19 protein-coding genes are annotated in these 20,910 nt (G+C 53.8%); 14 read left to right on the forward strand and 5 right to left on the reverse strand.

What is annotated here, in order from left to right:
- Positions 1–70 precede the first annotated feature (70 nt).
- From EBB79_RS13975 to EBB79_RS13985, 3 genes are read right to left on the reverse strand one after another with little or no spacing between them, the layout of a single operon-like run.
- Positions 71–1,423, reverse strand: coding sequence for an NAD(P)H-dependent oxidoreductase (locus tag EBB79_RS13975; RefSeq protein ID WP_127749459.1), 1,353 nt, complete (start codon positions 1,421–1,423; stop codon positions 71–73).
- Positions 1,420–3,132 carry an IlvD/Edd family dehydratase gene (locus EBB79_RS13980; RefSeq protein ID WP_127749460.1) on the reverse strand — a complete coding sequence of 571 codons (1,713 nt, stop codon included), beginning with the start codon at positions 3,130–3,132 and terminating at the stop codon, positions 1,420–1,422. The genes EBB79_RS13975 and EBB79_RS13980 overlap by 4 nt, the downstream gene beginning before the upstream one ends.
- Positions 3,125–4,033: an NAD(P)-dependent oxidoreductase gene (locus EBB79_RS13985; protein ID WP_127749461.1), complete on the reverse strand. Its 909-nt coding sequence runs from the start codon at positions 4,031–4,033 to the stop codon at positions 3,125–3,127. The genes EBB79_RS13980 and EBB79_RS13985 overlap by 8 nt, the downstream gene beginning before the upstream one ends.
- Positions 4,034–4,619: 586 nt before the next feature.
- Here EBB79_RS13985 and EBB79_RS13990 point away from each other — a divergent pair.
- The gene (locus EBB79_RS13990) at positions 4,620–5,261 is read left to right on the forward strand and encodes a tyrosine-type recombinase/integrase (RefSeq protein ID WP_238704910.1); all 642 of its coding nucleotides are present in this window, start codon (positions 4,620–4,622) and stop codon (positions 5,259–5,261) included.
- A 627-nt stretch (positions 5,262–5,888) separates the two neighbouring features.
- Here EBB79_RS13990 and EBB79_RS13995 read toward each other — a convergent pair.
- Positions 5,889–6,773 (reverse strand): HAD-IIA family hydrolase, encoded by an 885-nt coding sequence (locus EBB79_RS13995; RefSeq protein ID WP_127749462.1) that lies wholly within the window; start codon positions 6,771–6,773, stop codon positions 5,889–5,891.
- A gap of 238 nt (positions 6,774–7,011) precedes the next feature.
- Between EBB79_RS13995 and EBB79_RS14000 the strand changes: the two genes are divergently transcribed.
- From EBB79_RS14000 to EBB79_RS14025, 6 genes are all read left to right on the forward strand, one after another.
- Positions 7,012–7,791 carry a DeoR/GlpR family DNA-binding transcription regulator gene (locus EBB79_RS14000; protein ID WP_127749463.1) on the forward strand — a complete coding sequence of 260 codons (780 nt, stop codon included), beginning with the start codon at positions 7,012–7,014 and terminating at the stop codon, positions 7,789–7,791.
- Positions 7,788–8,810: an ABC transporter ATP-binding protein gene (locus EBB79_RS14005; protein WP_127749464.1), complete on the forward strand. Its 1,023-nt coding sequence runs from the start codon at positions 7,788–7,790 to the stop codon at positions 8,808–8,810. Before EBB79_RS14000 ends, EBB79_RS14005 begins: the two co-directional genes overlap by 4 nt.
- Positions 8,811–8,856: 46 nt before the next feature.
- Positions 8,857–10,125 (forward strand): ABC transporter substrate-binding protein, encoded by a 1,269-nt coding sequence (locus EBB79_RS14010; RefSeq protein WP_127749465.1) that lies wholly within the window; start codon positions 8,857–8,859, stop codon positions 10,123–10,125.
- A 65-nt stretch (positions 10,126–10,190) separates the two neighbouring features.
- On the forward strand, positions 10,191–11,084 hold the full coding sequence (locus tag EBB79_RS14015; protein WP_127749466.1) for a carbohydrate ABC transporter permease: 894 nt from the start codon (positions 10,191–10,193) through the stop codon (positions 11,082–11,084).
- Positions 11,081–11,890: a carbohydrate ABC transporter permease gene (locus tag EBB79_RS14020; RefSeq protein ID WP_127749467.1), complete on the forward strand. Its 810-nt coding sequence runs from the start codon at positions 11,081–11,083 to the stop codon at positions 11,888–11,890. The genes EBB79_RS14015 and EBB79_RS14020 overlap by 4 nt, the downstream gene beginning before the upstream one ends.
- A complete protein-coding gene (locus EBB79_RS14025; protein WP_127749468.1) occupies positions 11,887–12,678 on the forward strand; it encodes a phosphodiesterase in 792 nt (263 codons plus the stop codon). Before EBB79_RS14020 ends, EBB79_RS14025 begins: the two co-directional genes overlap by 4 nt.
- 660 nt (positions 12,679–13,338) lie before the next feature.
- Here EBB79_RS14025 and EBB79_RS14030 read toward each other — a convergent pair.
- Positions 13,339–14,367, reverse strand: a complete 1,029-nt coding sequence (locus tag EBB79_RS14030) for a LacI family DNA-binding transcriptional regulator (protein WP_127751007.1) — start codon at positions 14,365–14,367, stop codon at positions 13,339–13,341.
- A 113-nt stretch (positions 14,368–14,480) separates the two neighbouring features.
- On the opposite strand from EBB79_RS14030, the gene EBB79_RS14035 reads away from it, so the two are divergent.
- From EBB79_RS14035 to EBB79_RS14065, 7 genes are all read left to right on the forward strand, one after another.
- On the forward strand, positions 14,481–14,717 hold the full coding sequence (locus EBB79_RS14035) for a hypothetical protein (RefSeq protein ID WP_338045762.1): 237 nt from the start codon (positions 14,481–14,483) through the stop codon (positions 14,715–14,717).
- 21 nt (positions 14,718–14,738) lie between these two features.
- Positions 14,739–15,887, forward strand: a complete 1,149-nt coding sequence (locus EBB79_RS14040) for a TRAP transporter substrate-binding protein (RefSeq protein ID WP_127749469.1) — start codon at positions 14,739–14,741, stop codon at positions 15,885–15,887.
- Between the two features lie 100 nt (positions 15,888–15,987).
- Positions 15,988–16,500, forward strand: a complete 513-nt coding sequence (locus EBB79_RS14045; RefSeq protein WP_127749470.1) for a TRAP transporter small permease — start codon at positions 15,988–15,990, stop codon at positions 16,498–16,500.
- 12 nt (positions 16,501–16,512) lie between these two features.
- Positions 16,513–17,841: a TRAP transporter large permease gene (locus EBB79_RS14050; protein WP_127749471.1), complete on the forward strand. Its 1,329-nt coding sequence runs from the start codon at positions 16,513–16,515 to the stop codon at positions 17,839–17,841.
- 11 nt (positions 17,842–17,852) lie between these two features.
- Entirely contained in the window at positions 17,853–19,160 is a 1,308-nt protein-coding gene (hisD, locus tag EBB79_RS14055) for a histidinol dehydrogenase (RefSeq protein ID WP_127749472.1), read from the forward strand.
- Entirely contained in the window at positions 19,153–19,914 is a 762-nt protein-coding gene (locus EBB79_RS14060; RefSeq protein ID WP_127749473.1) for an SDR family NAD(P)-dependent oxidoreductase, read from the forward strand. Before hisD ends, EBB79_RS14060 begins: the two co-directional genes overlap by 8 nt.
- Positions 19,911–20,909 carry a zinc-dependent alcohol dehydrogenase gene (locus tag EBB79_RS14065; protein ID WP_127749474.1) on the forward strand — a complete coding sequence of 333 codons (999 nt, stop codon included), beginning with the start codon at positions 19,911–19,913 and terminating at the stop codon, positions 20,907–20,909. The genes EBB79_RS14060 and EBB79_RS14065 overlap by 4 nt, the downstream gene beginning before the upstream one ends.
- Position 20,910 lies beyond the last annotated feature (1 nt).

Consider the following 20,910-nt stretch of genomic DNA (forward strand, 5'->3'; position numbering starts at 1 on the left):
CTTCGGGTCGTCAGTACGGATTCAGGACGGCTTAGCCCCTCTCCTATAAATGCGATATCATCCAAATGTATCATACTGCCACATTCGCGATCAGTTTGACTTCCATCTCGCGACGCAATCGGTAGGCATCCGTGTTGGTGTCTGCTTCGACATCGCTCCATTTGACCGGCTCTCCTGCGGCGACGTCTTTGACCAAGGTGACATTGTGCGCCAGCCCAAGGGGAACATACCCTTCAGCAACGGATTTCGCTGCCGGGCGAAGGCCGCCGGAAACGGTATAGCCGCCCTCGCCATCAAGGATTTCACCCTTGGCAAGATCACGCTTTGCAACCGCTGCAACATCGGCACGGAATTCACGGGCGACACCTGTAGGCTCTTGGCGAATGCCAACGGAGGCGACAGACACCCCAAGTTCCAGCCCAATAAGGTGCCAGCGTTTATAGTTACACATATAGCGGCCACTGTCGTCGGTGACGACTTTGTACTCTTCGAAACAATTGCGCAGATACTCTGTGTCGCCTTCAAAACAGACCCAGACACCCTTTCGAATATCATGCGGAATTTGGGCACCGTCAGCCGTCAGACATGACACGACATCAACCATGCCCTTACGGTCCAGCACCCCGCCCTCAGAACGCGGGCGCATTAAGTTTGGAACATCGTCAATACCCCCCGGCGGAAAGACCAATCCGTTATCGGGCGCATCGAGGCCAGCGGCGTTTGCAATTGCCGCGCTTTCAATGGCGGGTTTCGACCCGTCCAGAAAGGCGTTGAACATTTTGGGGTTCAGGCGGCCGCGTTTGGCTTGTTTGGCCGTCAGCCCCCAATGATCCCAGACGGTGTCTGGTGTCGACTGCCGGTAATGGGGCAACCACTTATGCCCCCGCCCCGCTGACACAACGCTAAAGCCGCAGGTGCGGGCCCAGTCTACAAGATCACAGGCCAAAGCAGGCTGATCACCATAAGCCATGCTGTAGATGACACCTGCGTCTCTGGCTTTGTCAGCCAACCCGGAGCCGCAGAATGCATCGGCTTCCACTGTCACGTTGATGATATGCTTCTTGTGGTTAAACGCGGCTAGACAATGGGTGACAGCTGCCAATGGGTTGCCCGTGCATTCGATAATGATCTCAATGTCTGGATGGGTAACAAGCGCTTCCCAGTTGTCCCCCACAAAGGTGGCGCCAGACTGGGCGGCATCGTTCAGGCTTTGGGCCGCATAGGCCGCTTCGTCCCAGCCCACGAGCTTCATATTGGATTTCGCCACATCAGGGTGCAGGTCAACAACCCCAACAATGTGAATCCCCTTAAGGCGAAGAGCCTGAGCCAGGAACATGGTGCCAAACTTGCCAGCACCGATCATCCCGATACGCACCGGATTGCCATCCTCGGCGCGCTTTTGCATTTGTGTAAAAAGATTCATTTTGTGCTCTCTTTTGACCAGCCTTCGTGCGTCAGAAAATCGAAATCGCAGCCTTCGTCGGCCTGTAAAACCGTTCGACTGTACAGTCCGCGATAGCCCCGGCTGGCCAACTCCGGTTTGCTGTGCCCCTCCAAGCGGCGCGCAATCTCGGCGTCATCAACCAATAGATCTATGCGTTTTTCAGACACCGAAAGACGCAGGCGATCGCCGTTTTGAACCGCAGCCAGAGGCCCGCCAACCCCAGCTTCTGGGGACATGTGCAGTACAATCGTTCCAAAGGCGGTACCAGACATCCGCGCGTCAGAAATTCGTACGATGTCTTTCACACCTTTCTTGGCGAGCTTTTTGGGGATCGGCAGATAGCCAGCTTCGGGCATTCCAGCCGACACAGGGCCTGCATTCTTCAAAACCATGATGTCGTTGGCTTCGATATCAAGATCGGGATCGTCAACGCGCTGCGCGAGATCTTCAAGGCTCTCAAACACAACCGCCCTGCCCTCAACTTCAAAAAGCTCTGGCGTTGCGGCTGCACGTTTAAAGATCGCACCTTGCGGCGCAATGTTGCCAAACAGGCTGATCAAACCACCTTCGTCGGACACAGGGGCGTCAAAGGGAAGGATAACACGGCGATCGACCCAGTCAGGCTCATCATCCAGACGTTCGGCCAGCGTTTGGCCGGTCACATCCACTGTATCTAGGTGCAGCAAATGGCGGATCTCGCGAAGCACTGCTCCGACGCCGCCAGCTGCATAAAAGTCCTCCATGTAGCCTTTACCCACGGGTTTGAGATCTACAAGAACAGGGGTTTCGTCAGAAATCTGGTTCAGACGCTCTGGCGAAATGCGAATACCCAAACGTCCAGCGACCGCAGTCAGGTGCACAATAGCGTTTGTCGATCCGCTGACCGCCATTAGCACACGAAAGGCATTCTCCACCGATTTCTCAGTGATGACTTCGCTTGGCAAACGGGGATTTTGAATAAGACTGACCGCAAGTCTGCCGCTTTCCTCTGCTGCCACCAAGCGATCAGAATGAACTGCCGGAATGGCCGCGCTCCCAGGCAATGACATGCCAAGCGTCTCGGCAATACAGGCCATAGTGCTTGCGGTTCCCATAACCGCACAGGTTCCTGCGGTTGTGGCCAGACGACCCTCGATCTCGGCGATTTCTTCGCCGGGGACTTCACCAGCGCGGAACTTGCCCCAGAAACGCCGGCAATCCGTACAGGCACCAAGGCGCTCGCCTTTGTGGCGACCGGTCATCATCGGCCCTGTAACCAGTTGGACGCTGGGAATATCCGCCGACGCGGCCCCCATCAGTTGAGCAGGAACGGTCTTGTCACATCCTCCGATTAACACAACAGCATCCATTGGCTGCGCCCGTACCATCTCCTCGGTGTCCATAGACATCAGGTTTCGGTACACCATGCTTGTGGGGTTCAGAAAAACCTCGCCCAAGGAAACCGTTGGAAACGGACGCGGCAATGCGCCAGCGGCAAGAACACCACGAGACACGGCCTCTACCAATTCCGGCATGGAACGGTGACAATTGTTGAACCCTGACGGGGTCATCGCGATCCCGACGATGGGCTTGTCCAACATGTCGCGCGATAGCCCCATGGACCGTGCAAACGAGCGGCGCAAATAGGATGCGAAATCCTTGTCACCATAGTTGGTCAACCCGCCCTGTATTCCTTTTCCCTCAGTCATTGGTCGTGTCCTCCACGCTAGATTTGCGACAATTCACCCCCAGTAGACGCTCGTAAACAAGCACCATGGCGCCCTTGTCTTTGGCGCCATGACCCTCAAGCAATGCCTGTTGATATGTGCTGGTGGCCGCTGCCAAAACGGGCGCCGGAATTTGGTATCGTGCCGAAATTTCTGCACCACTGATCAAATCCTTGTAGGCGGATTGCAGGGGATAGCCGGTGTCAAAGGTGCCTTCGAGAATCTGAGGAATAAAATACTCTGATGCATAGCTTCGGCCGGTGCCGGAATTGACCACCTCTGCTGTATTTTCCGGATCAAGCCCCAGTTTCTTGGCCATGGGCAGAATTTCCGCCAATGCGGCGACGTTAATGTCAAAGAGCAACTGGTTGATCAATTTGGTCAACTGACCGCTTCCGACAGCGCCGGTGTGCAAGATACGGTCTGCCATTGTGGAAAGTGCGGGTCTCAGATCCTCGACGATATCTGTTTCACCACCGATCATCATCGTGAGCGTACCATCTTGTGCGCGCTTCCACATTCCGGACACTGGCGCATCTAAGAACCTTAGGCCAAGCGCATCAAGACGGTCACCAATACTCAGAGTAAGCGAATACTCGATCGTCGATGTATCCACCACGATGGTGTTCGGCGACAGGAACTTTGCAATGCCGTTCGTCTTATCAAAAAGGGATTTTTCGACAATACCGCCGTTTGGCAAGCAAAGGAACAGAACGCCGATATCAGCAAAATCTTTGAGCGAGGACACCGCAGATGCTCCGGCACGAACTGCAGCCTTGATTGCATCTTCGCTAAGGTCCAGAACTTTTACGTCCTGTGCTGCCGCCAGGTTCGCTGCCATCGGCGCCCCCATCTGACCCAGACCAACAAATCCATATCTCATGGCCATCTCCTTCTTGTGTTTCACAAGGGGATAACATCGCAATTCGAAACTCTGGCATTCTCTATCGAGATTGGCCCATTCGGGGTTCACGCTTCCTGAAATATTCTCAAGGCTGTCAACAGATCTTACTTTCAGATGTAGGCCTAAACGTCACTGAGTGAAATCAAGCTGAACATTGCCGTTGGTCTCCCAGAAAGAGGCCAGCACAGATAACGGCCGTGCTCCGACGCGGGTTCGACAACGTAATCATTTTGCGGTGAAAGGCCTCTAAACCTCCCAAAGTCTATGAAATAGGTCCTGAAACTGTAGAGTGGGCGTTGTGTAATGGTAAGACCTCAGCCTTCCAAACAAAGATCCTGAGTTTCGTAGAGTATAACCGATCTGCTTAGCCTTTCTTTTTATTGACTTTTTTCTCGCATCTGATTGCATAGAGTAGCACCCAGTTGCGTACCCTTGCCTACAAAATGCCGACAAAGATACGTCTAAGCTCACAGAGACATTTGCCAAGAAATTACCTCACGCCAATTCCAGTACGGACAAATACTGGGATACCGAAGTTAAAGGCTTGGTACGTCGACACCAGGACATGGCAAAGACGCCATCTGGTGCCAATCGTGTTCTGCGCAGTTTCCGGACAATCTACAACCATGCACGCCGGACGTACGATCTGGCTGAGTGCCCTACGATGGCTATCGAGTGGTTTGAAGAAACACCGGATGGCCGGATCATTGGCGACTTGAAAGAGTGGCGGCAAACAATCGACGATCTGAGCAACCCAATTCATCGCGTATTCTTTGAACTTCTCCTGTTTAATGGTTTTAGAAAAACCGAGGCACTTACTCTTCAATGGAAACAAGTCCAGGAAGATCGGATCCACTTGCCGATGACGAAGAACGGCAGGAGTTTTGATCTCCCTATCCTGCAGGTACACCATGAGATTCTGGCACCGCTGCGCCCTCTCGGCCGTCGATGGGTGTTTCCGTCTCCAAAGTCGGTGGCAGGGCACATCACGAAGCCGGAAAGGATCAAATTCAACCCGCACATGCATCGCAGGACATTTGCAACAGTCGCGATGGAGGCTGGGGTTCTGGAAGAGATCGTTGGTCGGCTGCTAAACTATACGCCCCTGTCGATAACCGGGCAGAGATATACCCGGCCATCTTTGGATGCGCTTCGGCCTGCCATGGAAATCGCATGCAAGGAAATCTCGGATCGTATCGAAAACTAACGCCGTCAGCTGAACTGAACTTCAGACTGTGCGGTTATTGGCTAAGTTTGAGGTCGACCCGAGCTCAATGTGGACCGCCCTCCCCCGCCCGTGATAGAAAGCTGTGTCAATGTCGAGTTGTCGACGCAGATGGGCTTTCTTGTTAGTGAAGTGACCTTCGTTGCTCACGGAGTCTGCAGCGGCTTAGCGGGCCTTCCAGACCGCCACAGGGGTCAGTGAAACTGGTGCTCCCAGCCCTTCTACGACATTCGTGCTGTGTGCAGCATGACGCGGCATATCGAGCACAAAAGGCAGTAAGGAGCCGTTCGCTGCGTCGAGCACCAACGTGCGCTGTGCGGACAAAGTGAGCTTTCGCTGCAAACTCTCCATGGCTGCAATCTACAAATTGCGAGACCAACCAATACAGCACAGTCGGTCTGCGAACGCACGCCGTAAGTGCGAGACTTTCATTCCGTTATCAAAAGCGGACGTCAGGTGAGCGGCAAAATTTCTGGCTCTTATAGGATACTGGAGTATGGACTTAGCCCGCGTCAATTATCGCTAAAGACGGGTCCTCTTGATACGATTATTGGGTGCTAGGTCGCGACACACCGAAGGTATGAAGTGATCACTAAGATACGCGAACCGTTAGATGCGGCCCAACCGCCAATCTGCAAAAAGGTTGGCTTGGGTAGAAAAGTCATTGGTGTCATATCCTGCAAACAAACCGTCTTGAGTTACCAGAACAGTCTGCCACCCACGGGCGGCAGCACCCAGAATGTCAGTGTGAAGTGTATCTCCGCACATTGCGATGCGCTGGGACGGTACCGCTGGCAACGAGGCCTCGATCAAATCATAGACTTCGCCAAAAGGCTTTCCAAAGAACCGAACGTGTTCTGGAAAGACATCCGCGATGAGATGTCCAAAATACCCGGGCTCCACCGAAAAACCATCGTCGCGCGGTGCGGCTAAATCGGCGTTTCCAATAAGCAGACAGCGCGGGTTGTGCTGCATGGCAGACATCAAAAGCGCCTGACGATGTGTGGACCATTCAGCCGACGAAAGAAACAAAAACTGATCAACGTGATCATAAGCTTCAGGCAGGTCCTCAAGCCGCGTCGTAGTTGCGGGAAGATCATCCAAAGGGTCCGCATCCGCGGCAATTACTCCCCAATGACCATCTGGAAGATGCTGTAGAGCCGCCTCACGGCTGGTGATGATCTCGTCATCAGCGAGGGTCAGCCCCAGACGCTTGAACTTGGCGATGGCTCCGTCGCGGTCATAGCTTGCGGCATTGGTCAGAATGCGGATGGCACACCCACATTCTCTAAGCTGATCAAGCCTTCGATCCGCTCCGGGAATCAAGGTTTCACCGACATTCAGGACACCAAAAGCATCAAAAACGAAGGCGTCCACTTCATCGATAATATCCATCAGCGACTGAATATCCACAGTTGCCGTAAGGGCGGTTGTCTTAGGAAGTCGGGAGCGAACCTCTTCATAGCGATCAAATATTGATTGGGTCGTGAGCATCTTTTCCCCGCTGCTATAACTGGCCACAAAATCCATGGTTCATCCTAAGGGTAAAATCGCTCAAGGAAAGGATAAAACAACAAAGCAACAATATTTGCCGCCTTTTTGGTCAAAAGAGGCAATATTTCTCACAGTAATCCAAAGACTTATCCGACCTGCCGCGCAAAGTGCTCTTATTTTTGTTGCTTTGTTGCTTTTTGAACCCTAACATCATCAAGCAGAGCAACAAGGGGCTGGGATGTCATCTAAGAAGCAAATTCGAAGAGACGCGATTGCGGCTCTTGCTCTTGAGCAAGGAGCTGTGACTGTGGGTTCGCTTGCCGAGCGGTTCGATGTCTCCATGCAAACAATTCGCCGCGATGTGGACGCGTTGTGTGAAGGTGAGATGTTGCATCGCGTCCATGGCCGGATCGAACTGAGCGAAGAGTTCTTAAATACGCCATTTGATCAGCGTGCTGGCACCAACCCTTTAGGGAAACGTTCGATTGGCGAAGCAGCGGCGCGACTTATCCCCGATGGATCGACCCTGTTTATCTCCATTGGATCTACCCCTCTAAGCGTCGCACAAGCCTTGCGCAGCCGAAAAAACCTGACCGTGATTACTAACAATCTGAATGCAGCAATGGCGTTGAGCGACGAACTTTCAAACCGTATTATCCTGCCTGCGGGAGAGTTGCGTTTGCCAGACCGCGATATTCTGGGCGATGACGTTCTGGAGTTCTTTGGGCAGTACAGAGTCGAATTTGCGGTCTTTGGCGTGGCGGGTGTGGCGTTGGATGGCGGCCTTTTAGATTTCCACTCCACCGAGGTTAGAGCGCGGCAAGCAATTCGCGCGAATGCGCAGAAATCACTCTTAGTTGTCGACCAGTCCAAGTTCGGGCGTCATGCGCCGGCCTTGGGCGACAATATTTCTGATATCGACACAATCATCATGGATAGGCGTCCAGGGCCTGCGTTTGCCCCGCTGTTGGACCCGCTTGAAAACAGGCTTGTGATAGCCGAAGGAGATGCGAAATGACGACCTCCCCTTTTGTGGTACTGAAAGACGTCGCCAAACGCTGGGCTGGCCAACTTGGTGTCGAGGGCATATCGCTCGACATTCCCGAAGGTAGTTTTACTGCGCTTTTGGGCCCTTCGGGTTGCGGAAAGTCTACGACATTGCGCCTGTTAGCAGGGCTTGAGCTTCCTGATGAGGGAGCAATTATTATTGACGGCAAGGACGTCACGACCAGTGCGGCGTCAGACCGAAACCTGTCAATGGTTTTTCAGTCCTACGCTCTGTTTCCCCATTTGTCGGTCGCGGAAAACGTGGTGTTTGGCCTTAAAGTTCGACGCGTCCCCAAGAAGGAACGTCAGCAAAAGCTGCACCGCGCTTTGGAAATTACCGGATTGTTGGGTTACGAAGACCGCAAGCCCGGTGAATTGTCCGGCGGGCAACGCCAGCGCGTCGCCTTGGCCCGTGCGATCGTTGCAGGTCAGCGTTTGTGTCTAATGGACGAGCCGCTGTCGAATTTAGACGCGAAACTGCGTAATTCGGTTCGCAAAGACATCAAGAAGTTACAACGCGATCTGGGTATCACGGTGGTCTATGTGACCCATGATCAAACCGAAGCGATGAGCATGGCGGACACCGTTGTCTTAATGAAAGACGGCCGCATTCAACAAGTCGGGTCTCCAGAGGAATTGTACAGCAAGCCCAGCAACACCTTTGTGGCCGAATTTGTCGGTGCGCCGCCGATGGCCCTTATTGAATCATCCGCAATCAATGGCTTTGGCGATGGCCGCACGATCGGGATCCGGGCCGAGCATGTTGATGTGGTGCCAAAAGGCGAAGGCCGGATGAGCTGTATCGTCAATGAGTGCGAATTTTTGGGATCAGAGACACTGATTGGGTTGGAGCATGCGGGCGCGGCAGGCCTGTGCGTCATGAAGCCTGGAATGTCGATGATGCCCGACGGCCAAGAGGTTGACATAAATTTCCACGACGAAAACCTGCACGTCTTTGACGCTGCGGGGAAAAGAATGGCAGCGCCGTAACCTATAGGTGCCTGCTGAATTTCAATGAACATCTAGGGAGGATGACATGAAACTATTTTCAACAACTGGACTGGGACTTGCCACCGCGATGGCGGCAGGTCTTGCGGGATCAGCCAGCGCTGAAACCGAACTGACGATGTATTACCCAATCGCCGTAGGTGGATCGCTCACTGAAGTGGTTGACGGTATCGTTGCAGATTTTGAGGCGGCGAACCCTGACATCTCCGTGAATGCGATCTATTCGGGCAACTATGACGACACGCGCGTCCGTGCGCTATCGGCGCTTGCATCAGGTGAGCCTGCACAGCTGGCGGTTATGTTCTCGATTGATGCCTATGACTTGATCGAACAAGAGCTAATCATCCCGTTGGAAGACGTCGCAACCACTGATGCTGACAAAGAATGGCTGGGCAGTTTTTACCCGGCTCTGATGGCCAACGGTCTGATTGAAGGTCAGACATGGGGTATCCCGTTCCAGCGTTCAACCATCGTGGCCTACTACAACAAGGACTTGTTCCGTGCAGCGGGTCTTGATCCAGAATCGCCACCAACCACGTGGGACGAAATGGTCGAGATGGGCAAAGCCCTGACCAAAGACGACACCTATGGCCTGATGATCCCATCCACGGGCTATCCATACTGGATGTTCCAAGCGCTGGCGATCCAGAACGGCAAAGAAGTCATGTCAGGTGACGGTCTAACAACCTATTTCGACGATCCGAAAGTCGTTGAGACACTGGAATTTTGGCAGTCCTTGTCAGCCGAGCATGGCATTATGCCAACGGGCACTGTTGAATGGGGCACACTGCGCCAAGCCTTCCTTGAAGGTCAGACCGCGATGATGTGGCATTCCACAGGCAACCTGACGGCTGTAAAAAAGGGCGCTAGCTTTGATTTTGGTGTCGCTGAATTGCCCGGCAATGAGCGTCTTGGTTCTCCAACAGGTGGTGGTAACTTCTATCTGTTCAAAGACACATCAGACGAAGAACGCGCCGCTGCGTTGAAGCTGATGCAGTTTATGACGTCGCCTGAACAGGCTGCCGCATGGTCCATCGCCACGGGCTACATGGGAGTGTCTCCTGCCGCCTATGAGACCGAAGCGTTGAAGGACTATACGGCGGAATTTCCGCCCGCACTCGTAGCCCGCAATCAGCTTGAAAACGCCGTTGCAGAATTCTCGACGTTTGAGACGGCGCGTGTGCGTGACGGACTGAATAACGCGATCCAATCGGCATTGACCGGGGCAAAATCCCCAACCGACGCGCTGTCCGATGCGCAGGCCGCCGCAGTGCGCCTGCTCTCTGACTACCAATAAACCTTTCGATTGGGCCGGTGCAGATTGCATTGGCCCAACCATTCCCCGAAACCGGAGATACGCCAATGTCGGCTCATGTTAATCTAGAACGCCGCAGGCAGGCCATCTATGGCTGGCTTTTGCTCTCACCGGCCGCAGTGCTGTTAACGGTCTTCGCTTTTTATCCATCCATCGCTACCCTTTGGTCGTCATTGTTTTCGCGTAACACCCGTCGCAACCCGACCGAATTCATTGGCACTGAAAACTATGCCGATCTATTCGCAGACCCGACCTTTTGGCTCGTGGTTAAAAACAACCTTTTCTACGCAGGTGTGACCATCCCAATGTCAATTGGCATCGCGCTTGCAATGGCGCTTTGGGCAAATTCCAAGATTTCCGCTCGCGGCTTTGTGCGCACCGCCTATTTCACTCCCACCGTGCTGCCCATGATCGCCGCCGCGAACCTGTGGCTGTTCTTCTACACGCCCGGATTAGGCGTGCTGGACCAAATCGGCAGCGTTTTCGGTCTGCCGTCAGTCAACTGGTTGGGCCAGCCCGAAACCGCGCTCTGGGCCATCATCATTGTGACGATCTGGAAAGAGGCAGGGTTCTTTATGATCTTCTATCTCGCCGCGTTGCAGACGATCCCCGAAGACCTGAAAGAAGCCGCCGACATCGAAGGCACCAGCCGCTGGACGTATACCCGCCGCATTGTGCTGCCATTGTTGATGCCCACGACGCTTTTCATTGCGGTCAATGCAATGATCAACTCGGTCAAGCTGATCGACCACCTGTTCATCCTTACCAAAGGTGGGCCGTCTGACGCATCCAAGCTGATCCTCTACTACATTTGGGAAATGGCATTTGCCTTCTTCGACGCACCCCATGCCGCTGCAATAACGATCCTAGTGATAGCAGTGCTGGGGATCGTGGCAGCGGTGCAGTTCTTGTACCTTGATAAAAGGACACACTACCAATGAAGAGCCTCACAAAATTCATGGACAGCTTCGGCGCGATTATTTTGGCCGTCATCTGGATTGCCCCGTTGCTGTTCGCCTTTTGGGCCGCGACCCATTCCACATCGGATGCAGTTAACCTCAACCTGTTCTCGCCTTGGACGCTTGATAACTTCCGTGTCGCATGGAATGGCGCGCCCTGGCTCAAGTATTTCATGAACACCTTCACGCTGGTGACGGTGATCCTGATCGGGCAGTTCATCTTGACCACGCTGGCAGGCTTTGCCTTTGCGCAATTGCAGTTTCCCGGCAAAGACTACGTATTCATTCTGGTCTTGATGCAGCTATTCATCCTGCCCGAAGTGCTGATCGTGGAAAACTACGCGATGGTGTCACGGTTAGGCCTGTTCGATACGATCCTTGGTGTAGGCATGCCCTACATGGCCAGTGCGTTTGGTATCTTCTTGATGCGCCAGGCCTTTAAAGGCGTGCCTATTGAGCTGCACGAAGCCGCGCGCATCGAAGGCTGCGGCCTTTTGGGAATCCTGTGGCGCGTCTACGTGCCATTGGCAAAACCCACCTATTTAGCCTATGCGTTGGTGTCAGTGTCGACCCACTGGAACAACTTTCTGTGGCCATTGATTGTGACTAACTCTCCTGAAACACGACCCCTGACTGTTGGTTTGTCGATTTTTGGCGCTCCTGAAAACGGAGTTGATATTAGCGTTATATCGGCCGCTACATTGATGTCAGTCGCGCCATTGTTGATCGCCTTCCTGATCTTCCAACGCCAGTTCGTGCAAGCCTTCTTGCGTGCAGGTATCAAATGACCACGATCCTGCAAATCTCGGACACGCATATCATGAAAGAAGGCGCGCTCGTGTCGCGGCGGCTCGACACTTTTGATGCTTTGTCACGGCTCGTCGGACATATTGGTGATATCCGCGATCAAGTGGGTCCCATCGATGCAGTTTTGCTGAGTGGCGACGTCAGCGATGATGGCAGTAATGACTCCTACGTGAGGGCCAAGGCACTGCTGGCCCCTCTTGATCTGCCCACATATGTGATTCCAGGCAATCACGACGCCCGAGATCCAATGCGCGCCGCGTTTGCGGATCATCTTCCGCACAACGGCCGGCTAAATTGGGCTCATAAAGTTGGAGATGTCTATCTCATCGGTCTCGACACACTCGTAGAAGGGCAAGGGGGGGGCACGTTGACACCCGAAACGTTAGCGTTCCTAAGCAATGCGTTGTCAGAGGCTGACGGGGCCGCCGTTCTGTTGGCTTTGCATCATCCACCTTTTGCCAGTGGCATTGATTTTATGGACACAATCGGTCTGTCCAATGCGCATGATCTTAGTGACACTGTGACCGGCTACAATGGTGAATTGCGGATCGTATGTGGCCATATCCACAACCTGATGGTGGCCAACATCGCGGGTCACACTGCCATGTCTGCGCCATCGCCAAGCAGTACATTTCCCTATGACCTGCGCTCCAACGCCCCAGTTGGGTTTATGACTTTAGAAGGTGGGTGTTTGTTGCATCGCTGGAATTCGGGCTTTCGATCCGTACGCATCGGGCCGGTTTCTGGGGCTGGACCATATCCCTTCTAATCCCGCACTCTGACAGAAAGAAGACGTTGTGGACGAACCGCACCTGATCCAATTCTCACTTAATATCACGGGGCTGCGGCCTATTGATCTGCGACATTTGGCAAAGAACCGGCTGTTGTCCGCGGGAACCGGTGTCCGGTACTCCCCAAGCCCGGAGACCTGTTGAAAAGTCGGCTGACTTAAATGTTTCAGCCGAGTAATTTTTCATTTGCGAATGGCCGCTTAGATGTTTCAGTTATTCAGAGAAACTAAGCCGCGAGTAGTTTGTCTTTGGGCCGGTTCTTCGTCAACGTCAGGTAAGTCTGTATTGTATACCTTGGAGCATTTTGCAGCATCGGCCACAGTGGCTCCTGACCAGCCATTCGCTGCAATGATCACGAATGGCCTGTAAGGGCCCTTCGCGACATGTCGGCGCGTCATGGGCGGGCAACTTTTTGCAAAGGTGGTCAATAACTGCGCATTGCTGCCCTTCGGTCTCGACGCAGCGAACTCCCACTTTCAGCCCAAAGCGTCATGTTTCTCGCGTCCCATTCAGTGCTACAGAGCAGAAATAAGGGTGAGAAGAGGCTCTTCGCGTCAGGTGCAAGATGGTGGATAGCCAAACGTGCAAGCGGCCTTTCAAGCACAGGTCTTTATCGGATCCTCAGCACTTTACACTGTTCAACGTTTGGACAGTGACGACCGAATTTTCAGGGATGTTTCAATTAAAGTGTTCTTTTGGTCCTTTGTGGCGTTGACCAAATTGATAAGCATCCTGGCGGCCTCCTTGCCCATGCGCCGGTGCGGCACGTGGACGGTTGTGAGTGGCGGTGACGAGATCTTTGCGATCTCGATGTCATCAAACCCAGTCACGGAAATGTCCTCAGGAACTCTCAGGCCCAGCTCTTTTGCCCTGGCGATTGCCCCGACGGCCAGAACATCGTTGCCACACATTACCACAGAAGGTCGAACCGGCTGAGCTAGGATCTGCTCCAGCGCCTTGCCCCCTTCGTCAATCCCATATGCAGACTCGACTATAGACAGGTCAGTTGCAGAAATTCCCGCTTCCGACATGGCCGCTCGAATGCCCCTCAGGCGTTCACTAGCTCTGTCATTGTATTCGGGATTGGCCGTGATCGTAGCAATTCGGCGATGCCCCATGCTGATAACCTTATCCGCCAATGCCTTCATTGCCGTGAAATTATCGAAGCCAACCGTTAGGACATCCGCTTGCGGATCGAAAACCCAGGCAACAACAATAGGGACGCCCTGACGTTGAAGGAATTCGTAAATCTTTGGGTCTCGGTGATAACCGATCAATAGAATTCCGTCTGCTCCACGCGATACCAGAGTGCGGATCTGTTCTTCTTCAAGATCGGCCCGGTACGAAGAGGACGCGACCAGCAAGGTAACTCCACTACCACCCAACTCCTCCTGAAACGCCTGCAAGGCACGTGCGAAGATTGCATTCTCCATGGTTGGAATAATTGCACCAATTGTATTGGTGTGCTTCGCTGCCAGGGCGCGGGCGTTAAAATTTGGGGCGTAACCCAAGTCACGCACTGCTGCCAAAACCTTGGTCCGGGTTTTTTCGATTACCCGATCAGGCGAATTCAAGCAACGCGACACTGTTGCAGTCGACACTTTTGCAAGGCGCGCTACGTCAGCCAGCGTTGGAGTTCGGTCGTTGTTTGGGTCGTCTGTTGTCATTGCAGGAGTGCTTATCCTGTTTCCACGATTGTTGCACTTCATTTCCGAGATGAACGGTCTATTTTCAAGAGATAGATGTAAACGCTTGCATGAAGTCAATGTAAGCGCTTACATTGATCGAGCGAATCGGACTTCTAACCGTCAAACTGGAGAAACAAATGCTTCTGGCTCTTGCTTTACTGCTGTTTGCCGTCTTCGGATCCAATGTGATCCTTGGATCAATGGGCATGGGAGTTTTCCTAGGGGATGTATCCGAAATGCTAATTCTGCTTGCCGCCTCGATCATATTCGTGGCGGCCATTTTGAAAAAAGAGACCGCTGAAAAACAATCCAACAAACAGCAGCGTTAAACTGTCCAACCGGAGGAAAACATGGATCGGAACCACAAAGAACTTGCCTCGACGGAGCGTCGAAACTTTCTAAAGCTGGCCGGAACTGGCAGCTTTACCGCCGCCTTAGTTGCCGGAGCCGCTGGTACTCTCTGGTCCACCGAAGCCGTTGCTCAGACCAACAAAGAAGAGCGCGAGCGTGAGAAGGCCGCGGACCACATCATGACCTTGGCCACAGCTTATGTGCTGGGCGCATCGCGCAGCTATCCAATCATGCAGCTGGACCTCAAGGAAAACATCCAGAACGCTACCAATGGCAAAGTCTATGTCAAAATGGCGCCAGGTGGGCAGCTAGGCGCTGGTGGAGCGTTGGTACAAAAAGTGCAAGGTGGCACCATTCAGGCCGCACAGCATTCACTGTCCAATTTTGCCCCATTTGCATCAACCGTTGACCTGATCAACATGCCGTATCTGTGTGGCTCCAATCAGCGTTTCACTAACCTTGTAAACTCTGATCACTGGAAGTCTGAGGTCCACCCCAAAGTAGAGGCTGCAGGCTTTAAGGCGCTGTTTTATGTCAACATCGATCCGCGCGTCGTAGCAGTTCGAAAAGGCGGTGCTGGCGCAGTGATGAGCCCATCTGATTTGTCAGGTGTGAAGTTCCGGGTTCCGGGATCAAAAATGCTGCAACAATACTATCGTTTGGTTGGTGCAAACCCAACACCGGTAGCATGGGGTGAAACACCTTCCGCTATTAAGCAAGGTGTCGCCGACGCGCTCGACCCATCTGTTGGCGCGCTATACGTGTTTGGCTTCAAGGATATTCTGAGCCATGTGACCTTTACGCAGGCGGTGCCAGACAGCCAAGTTTATTCCTGTAATCTGGAATGGTTCAACAGCCTGCCCGCTGATGTGCAAGATGGTGTTATGTGGGGCTCGGAAATGACCGCGCACCAGAACCTGTCCAAAGTTCCATCTGCCCGTTCTTATGCAATGTCCGAACTTGCAAAGTCGGGTGTTCAATTCCACTCGCTTAGCGAAGACCAACTGGCAGAATGGCAAGCCGCCGGTGGCTATCAGCGCCCCGAATGGGATGAGTTCAAGAAGGAACTTGCCGGGTCCATGGACGCATTCGCCAAGTTGGAAGAAGCCGCTGGCACACAGGGCAAATACTTCGTTCACGACGCATAATTTTCCCCTGGGTGCCCTTCGGGGCACCCCTTTTTGAACATGAGTATGCGGCGATGCATTGCGACGCCGCTCCAACAATTATTCCACATCGGGACGCGTGATGAATATCCTAAGACAATTGGATCGAAATGCTGAACGCTGGCTGCTTTTGGTCTTTTACGTGATGCTAGTCGTTACAATGGCCGTCGAAGTTCTCCGCCGCGAGCTGTTCTCTTATTCGTCGATTTGGGGCGAAGAAATCGTCAGATATTCTTTCATCTACCTTGCCTGGGTCGGCGCTGCAGCTGCGGTAAAGGAACGTGCTCATATACGCATCGACGTTTTACTGCACTACCTCGGCCCCAGACCCAAGGCAGTTTTTTACATTTTTGGTGATCTGGTGATGTTTGTCGTCGCTCTGGTCGCGCTTTACTGGTCATTTGAAACGGTGCTGGTTTCAGCCAAGTACGGTTCAGTGACCGATGGTCTGCGTATCTCAAAAGTCTGGTTTCTTGCGGCTGTTCCCGTTGGCTTTACGTTGATGATTTTCCGTCTCGTGCAGTCCTTCCTCCGTGACTTTCGATCCCTTCGTGACGGCACCCCCGTCTACGAAGGCGACAAACTGTTTGATTGAGGGACACCAAAAATGCTCTGGAATAATCTTCAACAAACGGTCGAACTCGGCTGGGATTTCTATCTTCCTGTAATCGTCTTTGTCGGTCTCATCGCTATGGCTGTGCCGGTTTGGGCTTCCATCGGCTCTGCTGCTATCCTCATGCTGATCATGTCTGGCGACCTGCCGCTCAGCCTGATTGGCGAGAGTCTGTTTTCGGGTATCGATGCCTTTGCGCTGACCGCCGTGCCCCTTTTCATTTTGACTGGTGATGTGCTTGTACGAACGGGGCTTAGCCGCAAGTTTCTAAACGTGGCCGAGGCCCTGACATGCTGGGCCAAAGGCGGCTTTGGGTCGGCAACGGTTCTAGTTTGTGGAATGTTTGCCGCAATCTCTGGCTCTGATGCAGCCGGTGCTGCAGCGGTTGGCCGGATGACCATCGATCGACTGGTCGAAAGTGGCTACCCCCGTCCCTATGCCTGCGCACTGGTCGCCGCAGGAGCCTGTACAGGCATCTTAATTCCACCTTCCATCGCCTATATCATCATTGGCCTCGTGCTCGGTATTTCCGCATCGACACTGTTTTTGGCAGCCTTGATCCCAGGCCTGGCCATTCTGATCTCAATCCTGATTACCAATATCGTGATGAACCGGATCTACGCCTATGAGGGCGGTGGATTGATGACCATGGGGGAATGGTTCACCAACCTGCGCCGGGCTTTGGCATCGGACTGGTATGCCTTTATCGTCCCCGGCATCATCTTCTATGGTATCTTCTCAGGCCGATTGACCCCAACCGAGGCGGGTGCAACAGCCGTGGTCGTCACCATCATCATGGGTTTCATCTTGGGCACTCTGAAGCTGTCTGACTTTCCAGCGATGCTGGTGAGTTCAGCGAAGGTAAACGGGATCATTCTGCCGATCATCGCTTTCTCTGCACCGCTCGCCGAAGCACTGGCCATCATGGGCGTACCACAGGGTTTTGTCACCGCAGTAACCTCGCTGACGGATGATCCCTACGTGTTGATCCTTTTGATGATCGGCATCTTGATTGCAGCCGGCTGCGTCATGGAGACCACACCCAACATCGTGATCCTGGCTCCAATTCTAAAGCCTTTGGCTGATAACATCGGCATGAACGAAATTCAGTTCTGCATCATGATGATCACCGCGCTGGGTGTTGGGTTCATCACACCACCGCTTGGACTGAACCTGTTCGTTGTCTCCGGCATCACCGGTGAGTCGATCCTCAAGATCGCGGCCCGTGCGGTTCCCTTCGTTTTCTTCATGCTTTTGGTTGTTCTGCTGATCGCCTATGTGCCGGCAATTTCAACAACCTTGCTCCCCGATATCTACAAATAGGACCAACAAACATGGCTCGTGAGTACTTAAAGAAGGCCACATTGACTTCAAAATCGGATGCGTCCGATGTGCATGACACCGTGGTCAAAATCTTGGCGGATATCGAAGCCGGTGGCGATGAAGCTGCTCTGAAATATGCAGCGAAATTTGACCAATATGAAGGCAATGTTTTGCTGACTCCGGCTGAGATCGAGGCAGCCTGTGCCCTAGTTCCAGACAAGCTGAAGGAGGATATTCAGTTTGCGCATGACAACGTAAAGCGTTTTGCTGAAATGCAAAAATCAACCGTGGCAGATGTCGAATACGAAGTCGTCCCTGGTTTAACCGCAGGACAAAAAGCGATTCCGGTCGATGCCGCTGGCTGTTATGCACCGGGTGGACGCTATAGCCATGTCGCCAGCGCCATCATGACTGTGACGACAGCCAAAGTCGCAGGTTGCAAGCACATCACAGCCTGCTCTCCACCGCGGCCGGGTATCGGAATCGCTCCTGCAATTGTCTACGCCGCACACATTTGTGGCGCTGACAAAATCATGGCGATGGGTGGCGTTCAGGGCGTTGCGGCAATGACATTTGGTCTGTTTGGTTTGCCCAAGGCCAATATCCTTGTCGGTCCCGGCAACCAGTTTGTCGCCGAAGCCAAGCGTATTCTATTTGGTCGCGTCGGCATAGATATGATCGCGGGGCCGACCGACAGCCTTGTCTTGGCTGACCATACTGCTGATCCCCATATCGTCGCCACAGACCTCGTTAGCCAGGCTGAGCATGGCTACAACTCTCCAGTTTGGCTGGTCACGGACGACCGCGAGCTGGCCCAAGATGTCATGGCCCGCATCCCTGCGCTGATCGATGATCTGCCAGATGTGAACAGGGAAAACGCCGCCGCCGCATGGCGCGATTATGCCGAGGTAATCGTCTGCGCCAACCGAGAAGAGATGGCTGCGACTTCGGATGAATATGCGCCAGAGCACCTGACTGTGCAGGCCGAGGATCTGACTTGGTGGCTGGACCGCCTGACCTGTTATGGTTCACTGTTTTTGGGTGAAGAAACAACCGTGTCTTATGGCGACAAAGCAGCGGGCACCAACCATGTACTGCCGACCTCTGGCGCGGCCAACTACACCGGCGGTCTGTCCGTACACAAATACATGAAAATCGTCACTTGGCAGCAGGCAACCCGCGAAGGCTCTAAGCCTGTTGCCGAGGCCACGGCCCGTATCTCACGTCTAGAAGGTATGGAAGGCCACGCACGCGCTGCAGATGTGCGTTTGGCTAAGTATTTCCCGGACGAAGCATTTGATCTTACCGCCAATGGCTGAGCAAAGCGATCTATTCTCTGTCCGCGGAAAGGTAGCCTGTGTGACCGGGGCCAGTTCGGGCCTTGGTCGCCGGGCGGCCACGGTGCTGGCTCAGGCCGGGGCGCAGGTTGTCGGCGTTGCCCGCCGGGCAGACGCATTGGCCGATTGGCACGCGGAAGCAGGTGAAAACACTCACGCTGTGGCCTTTGATGTCTCAGATCGCGACGCTCTTGGGGATCTGGTGCAGGAAGTATCCAAGCCTTTTGGCGCTCCGGATATTTTGATCCATGCGGCTGGTATCAACACACGGCAAACTGCGGATGACGTCACCCCCGAAGGATGGGATGTTACGCTCAGCCTGAACCTGTCAGCCCCCTTCTTCTTAAGTCAGCAAATGGTTCCCAGCATGAAGGCCAAGGGCTGGGGGCGGATCATCAATTTCGCGTCGCTGCAAACCACGAGGGCCTTTCCCGGCGGCATTGCCTATGGCGCGACAAAAGCGGGTGTTGCCCAGCTGACCCGCGCGATGGCCGAGGCCTGGTCACCACATGGCATCAATGCCAACGCAGTTGGGCCGGGTTTTTTCCACACTGAATTGACCGCAGCAGTTTTTGACGATCCGGAACGCGCTGCAGGTAATGCCGCTCAGACATGCGTTGGGCGCAATGGCGAACCGCAGGATCTGGACGGTCCACTGTTGTTTTTATGCTCTGATGCCTCGGCCTATGTGACCGGTCAGGTACTGATGGTTGATGGAGGTTTTACCGCTAAATGAAGGCATTAGTTTATACCGGCCCCGAAAGTTTGGAATACCTAGATGTGCCCGAACCGGATGTTGCATCTGGTGAGCAGCTTATCAGGATTACCTATGTGGGAATCTGCGGCTCGGACATGCACGCCTATCTAGGTCACGATGACCGGCGGCCCGCACCACTCATCCTGGGTCACGAGGTAGCAGGCGAGATCGTAGGCGGCACTCGCCATGGCGAGAGAGTGACCGTAAATCCACTGGTGACCTGTGGCACTTGTCCGGCCTGTCGTGATGGTCGCGACAATCTTTGCCCCGAACGGCAAATCATCTCGATGCCTCCGCGTGAGGGTGGATTTGCAGAGCTGGTTGCAATGCCAGACAGCAATTTAGTCACGGTGCCGGATGGCGTCCCTCTGACCAAGGCGGCACTGGCCGAACCTATCGCCTGCGGCTGGCACGCTGCGCGGCTTTCACTGGCAGCTTTAAGAGGCGCTGGTGACAAGGCATTGGTATTGGGCGGTGGCGCAATAGGCCTGGGTGCAGCACTTAGTCTAAGGGCACAGGGCGTAGGTAACGTCACGATTGTCGAACCCAACCCAACCCGCCGCGCCTATTTGATCAATCACTGCGGCCAAACAGTGACTGACCACCCAACCAACGAGACCATGTTTGATCTGGTCATTGATGGGGTCGGTTATGCCGCCACTCGCGCCACTGCCTCTGCTTGTGTTCGCCCCGGCGGAGTGATCGGTCATATTGGATTAGGCGAAGACACCGGCGGGCTCGATATCCGGCGGATGACCCTTCAAGAAATCACATTCATCGGCACCTATACCTATACAGCCGAAGATTTTGTTCAGACGGCTCAAGCAATTTTTGATGGGCGTCTTGGCAGGCTTGATTGGGCAGAGATCCGTCCTCTCTCGGCAGGGGCAGAGGCGTTTTCCGACATTCGCCGAGGTGTTGTCGCCGCCCCTAAAATCTTACTGCGGCCTGAAATTACACCGGAAAGAAACTAGC

The sequence above is a fragment of the Parasedimentitalea marina genome (genome assembly GCF_004006175.1).
Taxonomy (GTDB): domain Bacteria; phylum Pseudomonadota; class Alphaproteobacteria; order Rhodobacterales; family Rhodobacteraceae; genus Parasedimentitalea; species Parasedimentitalea marina.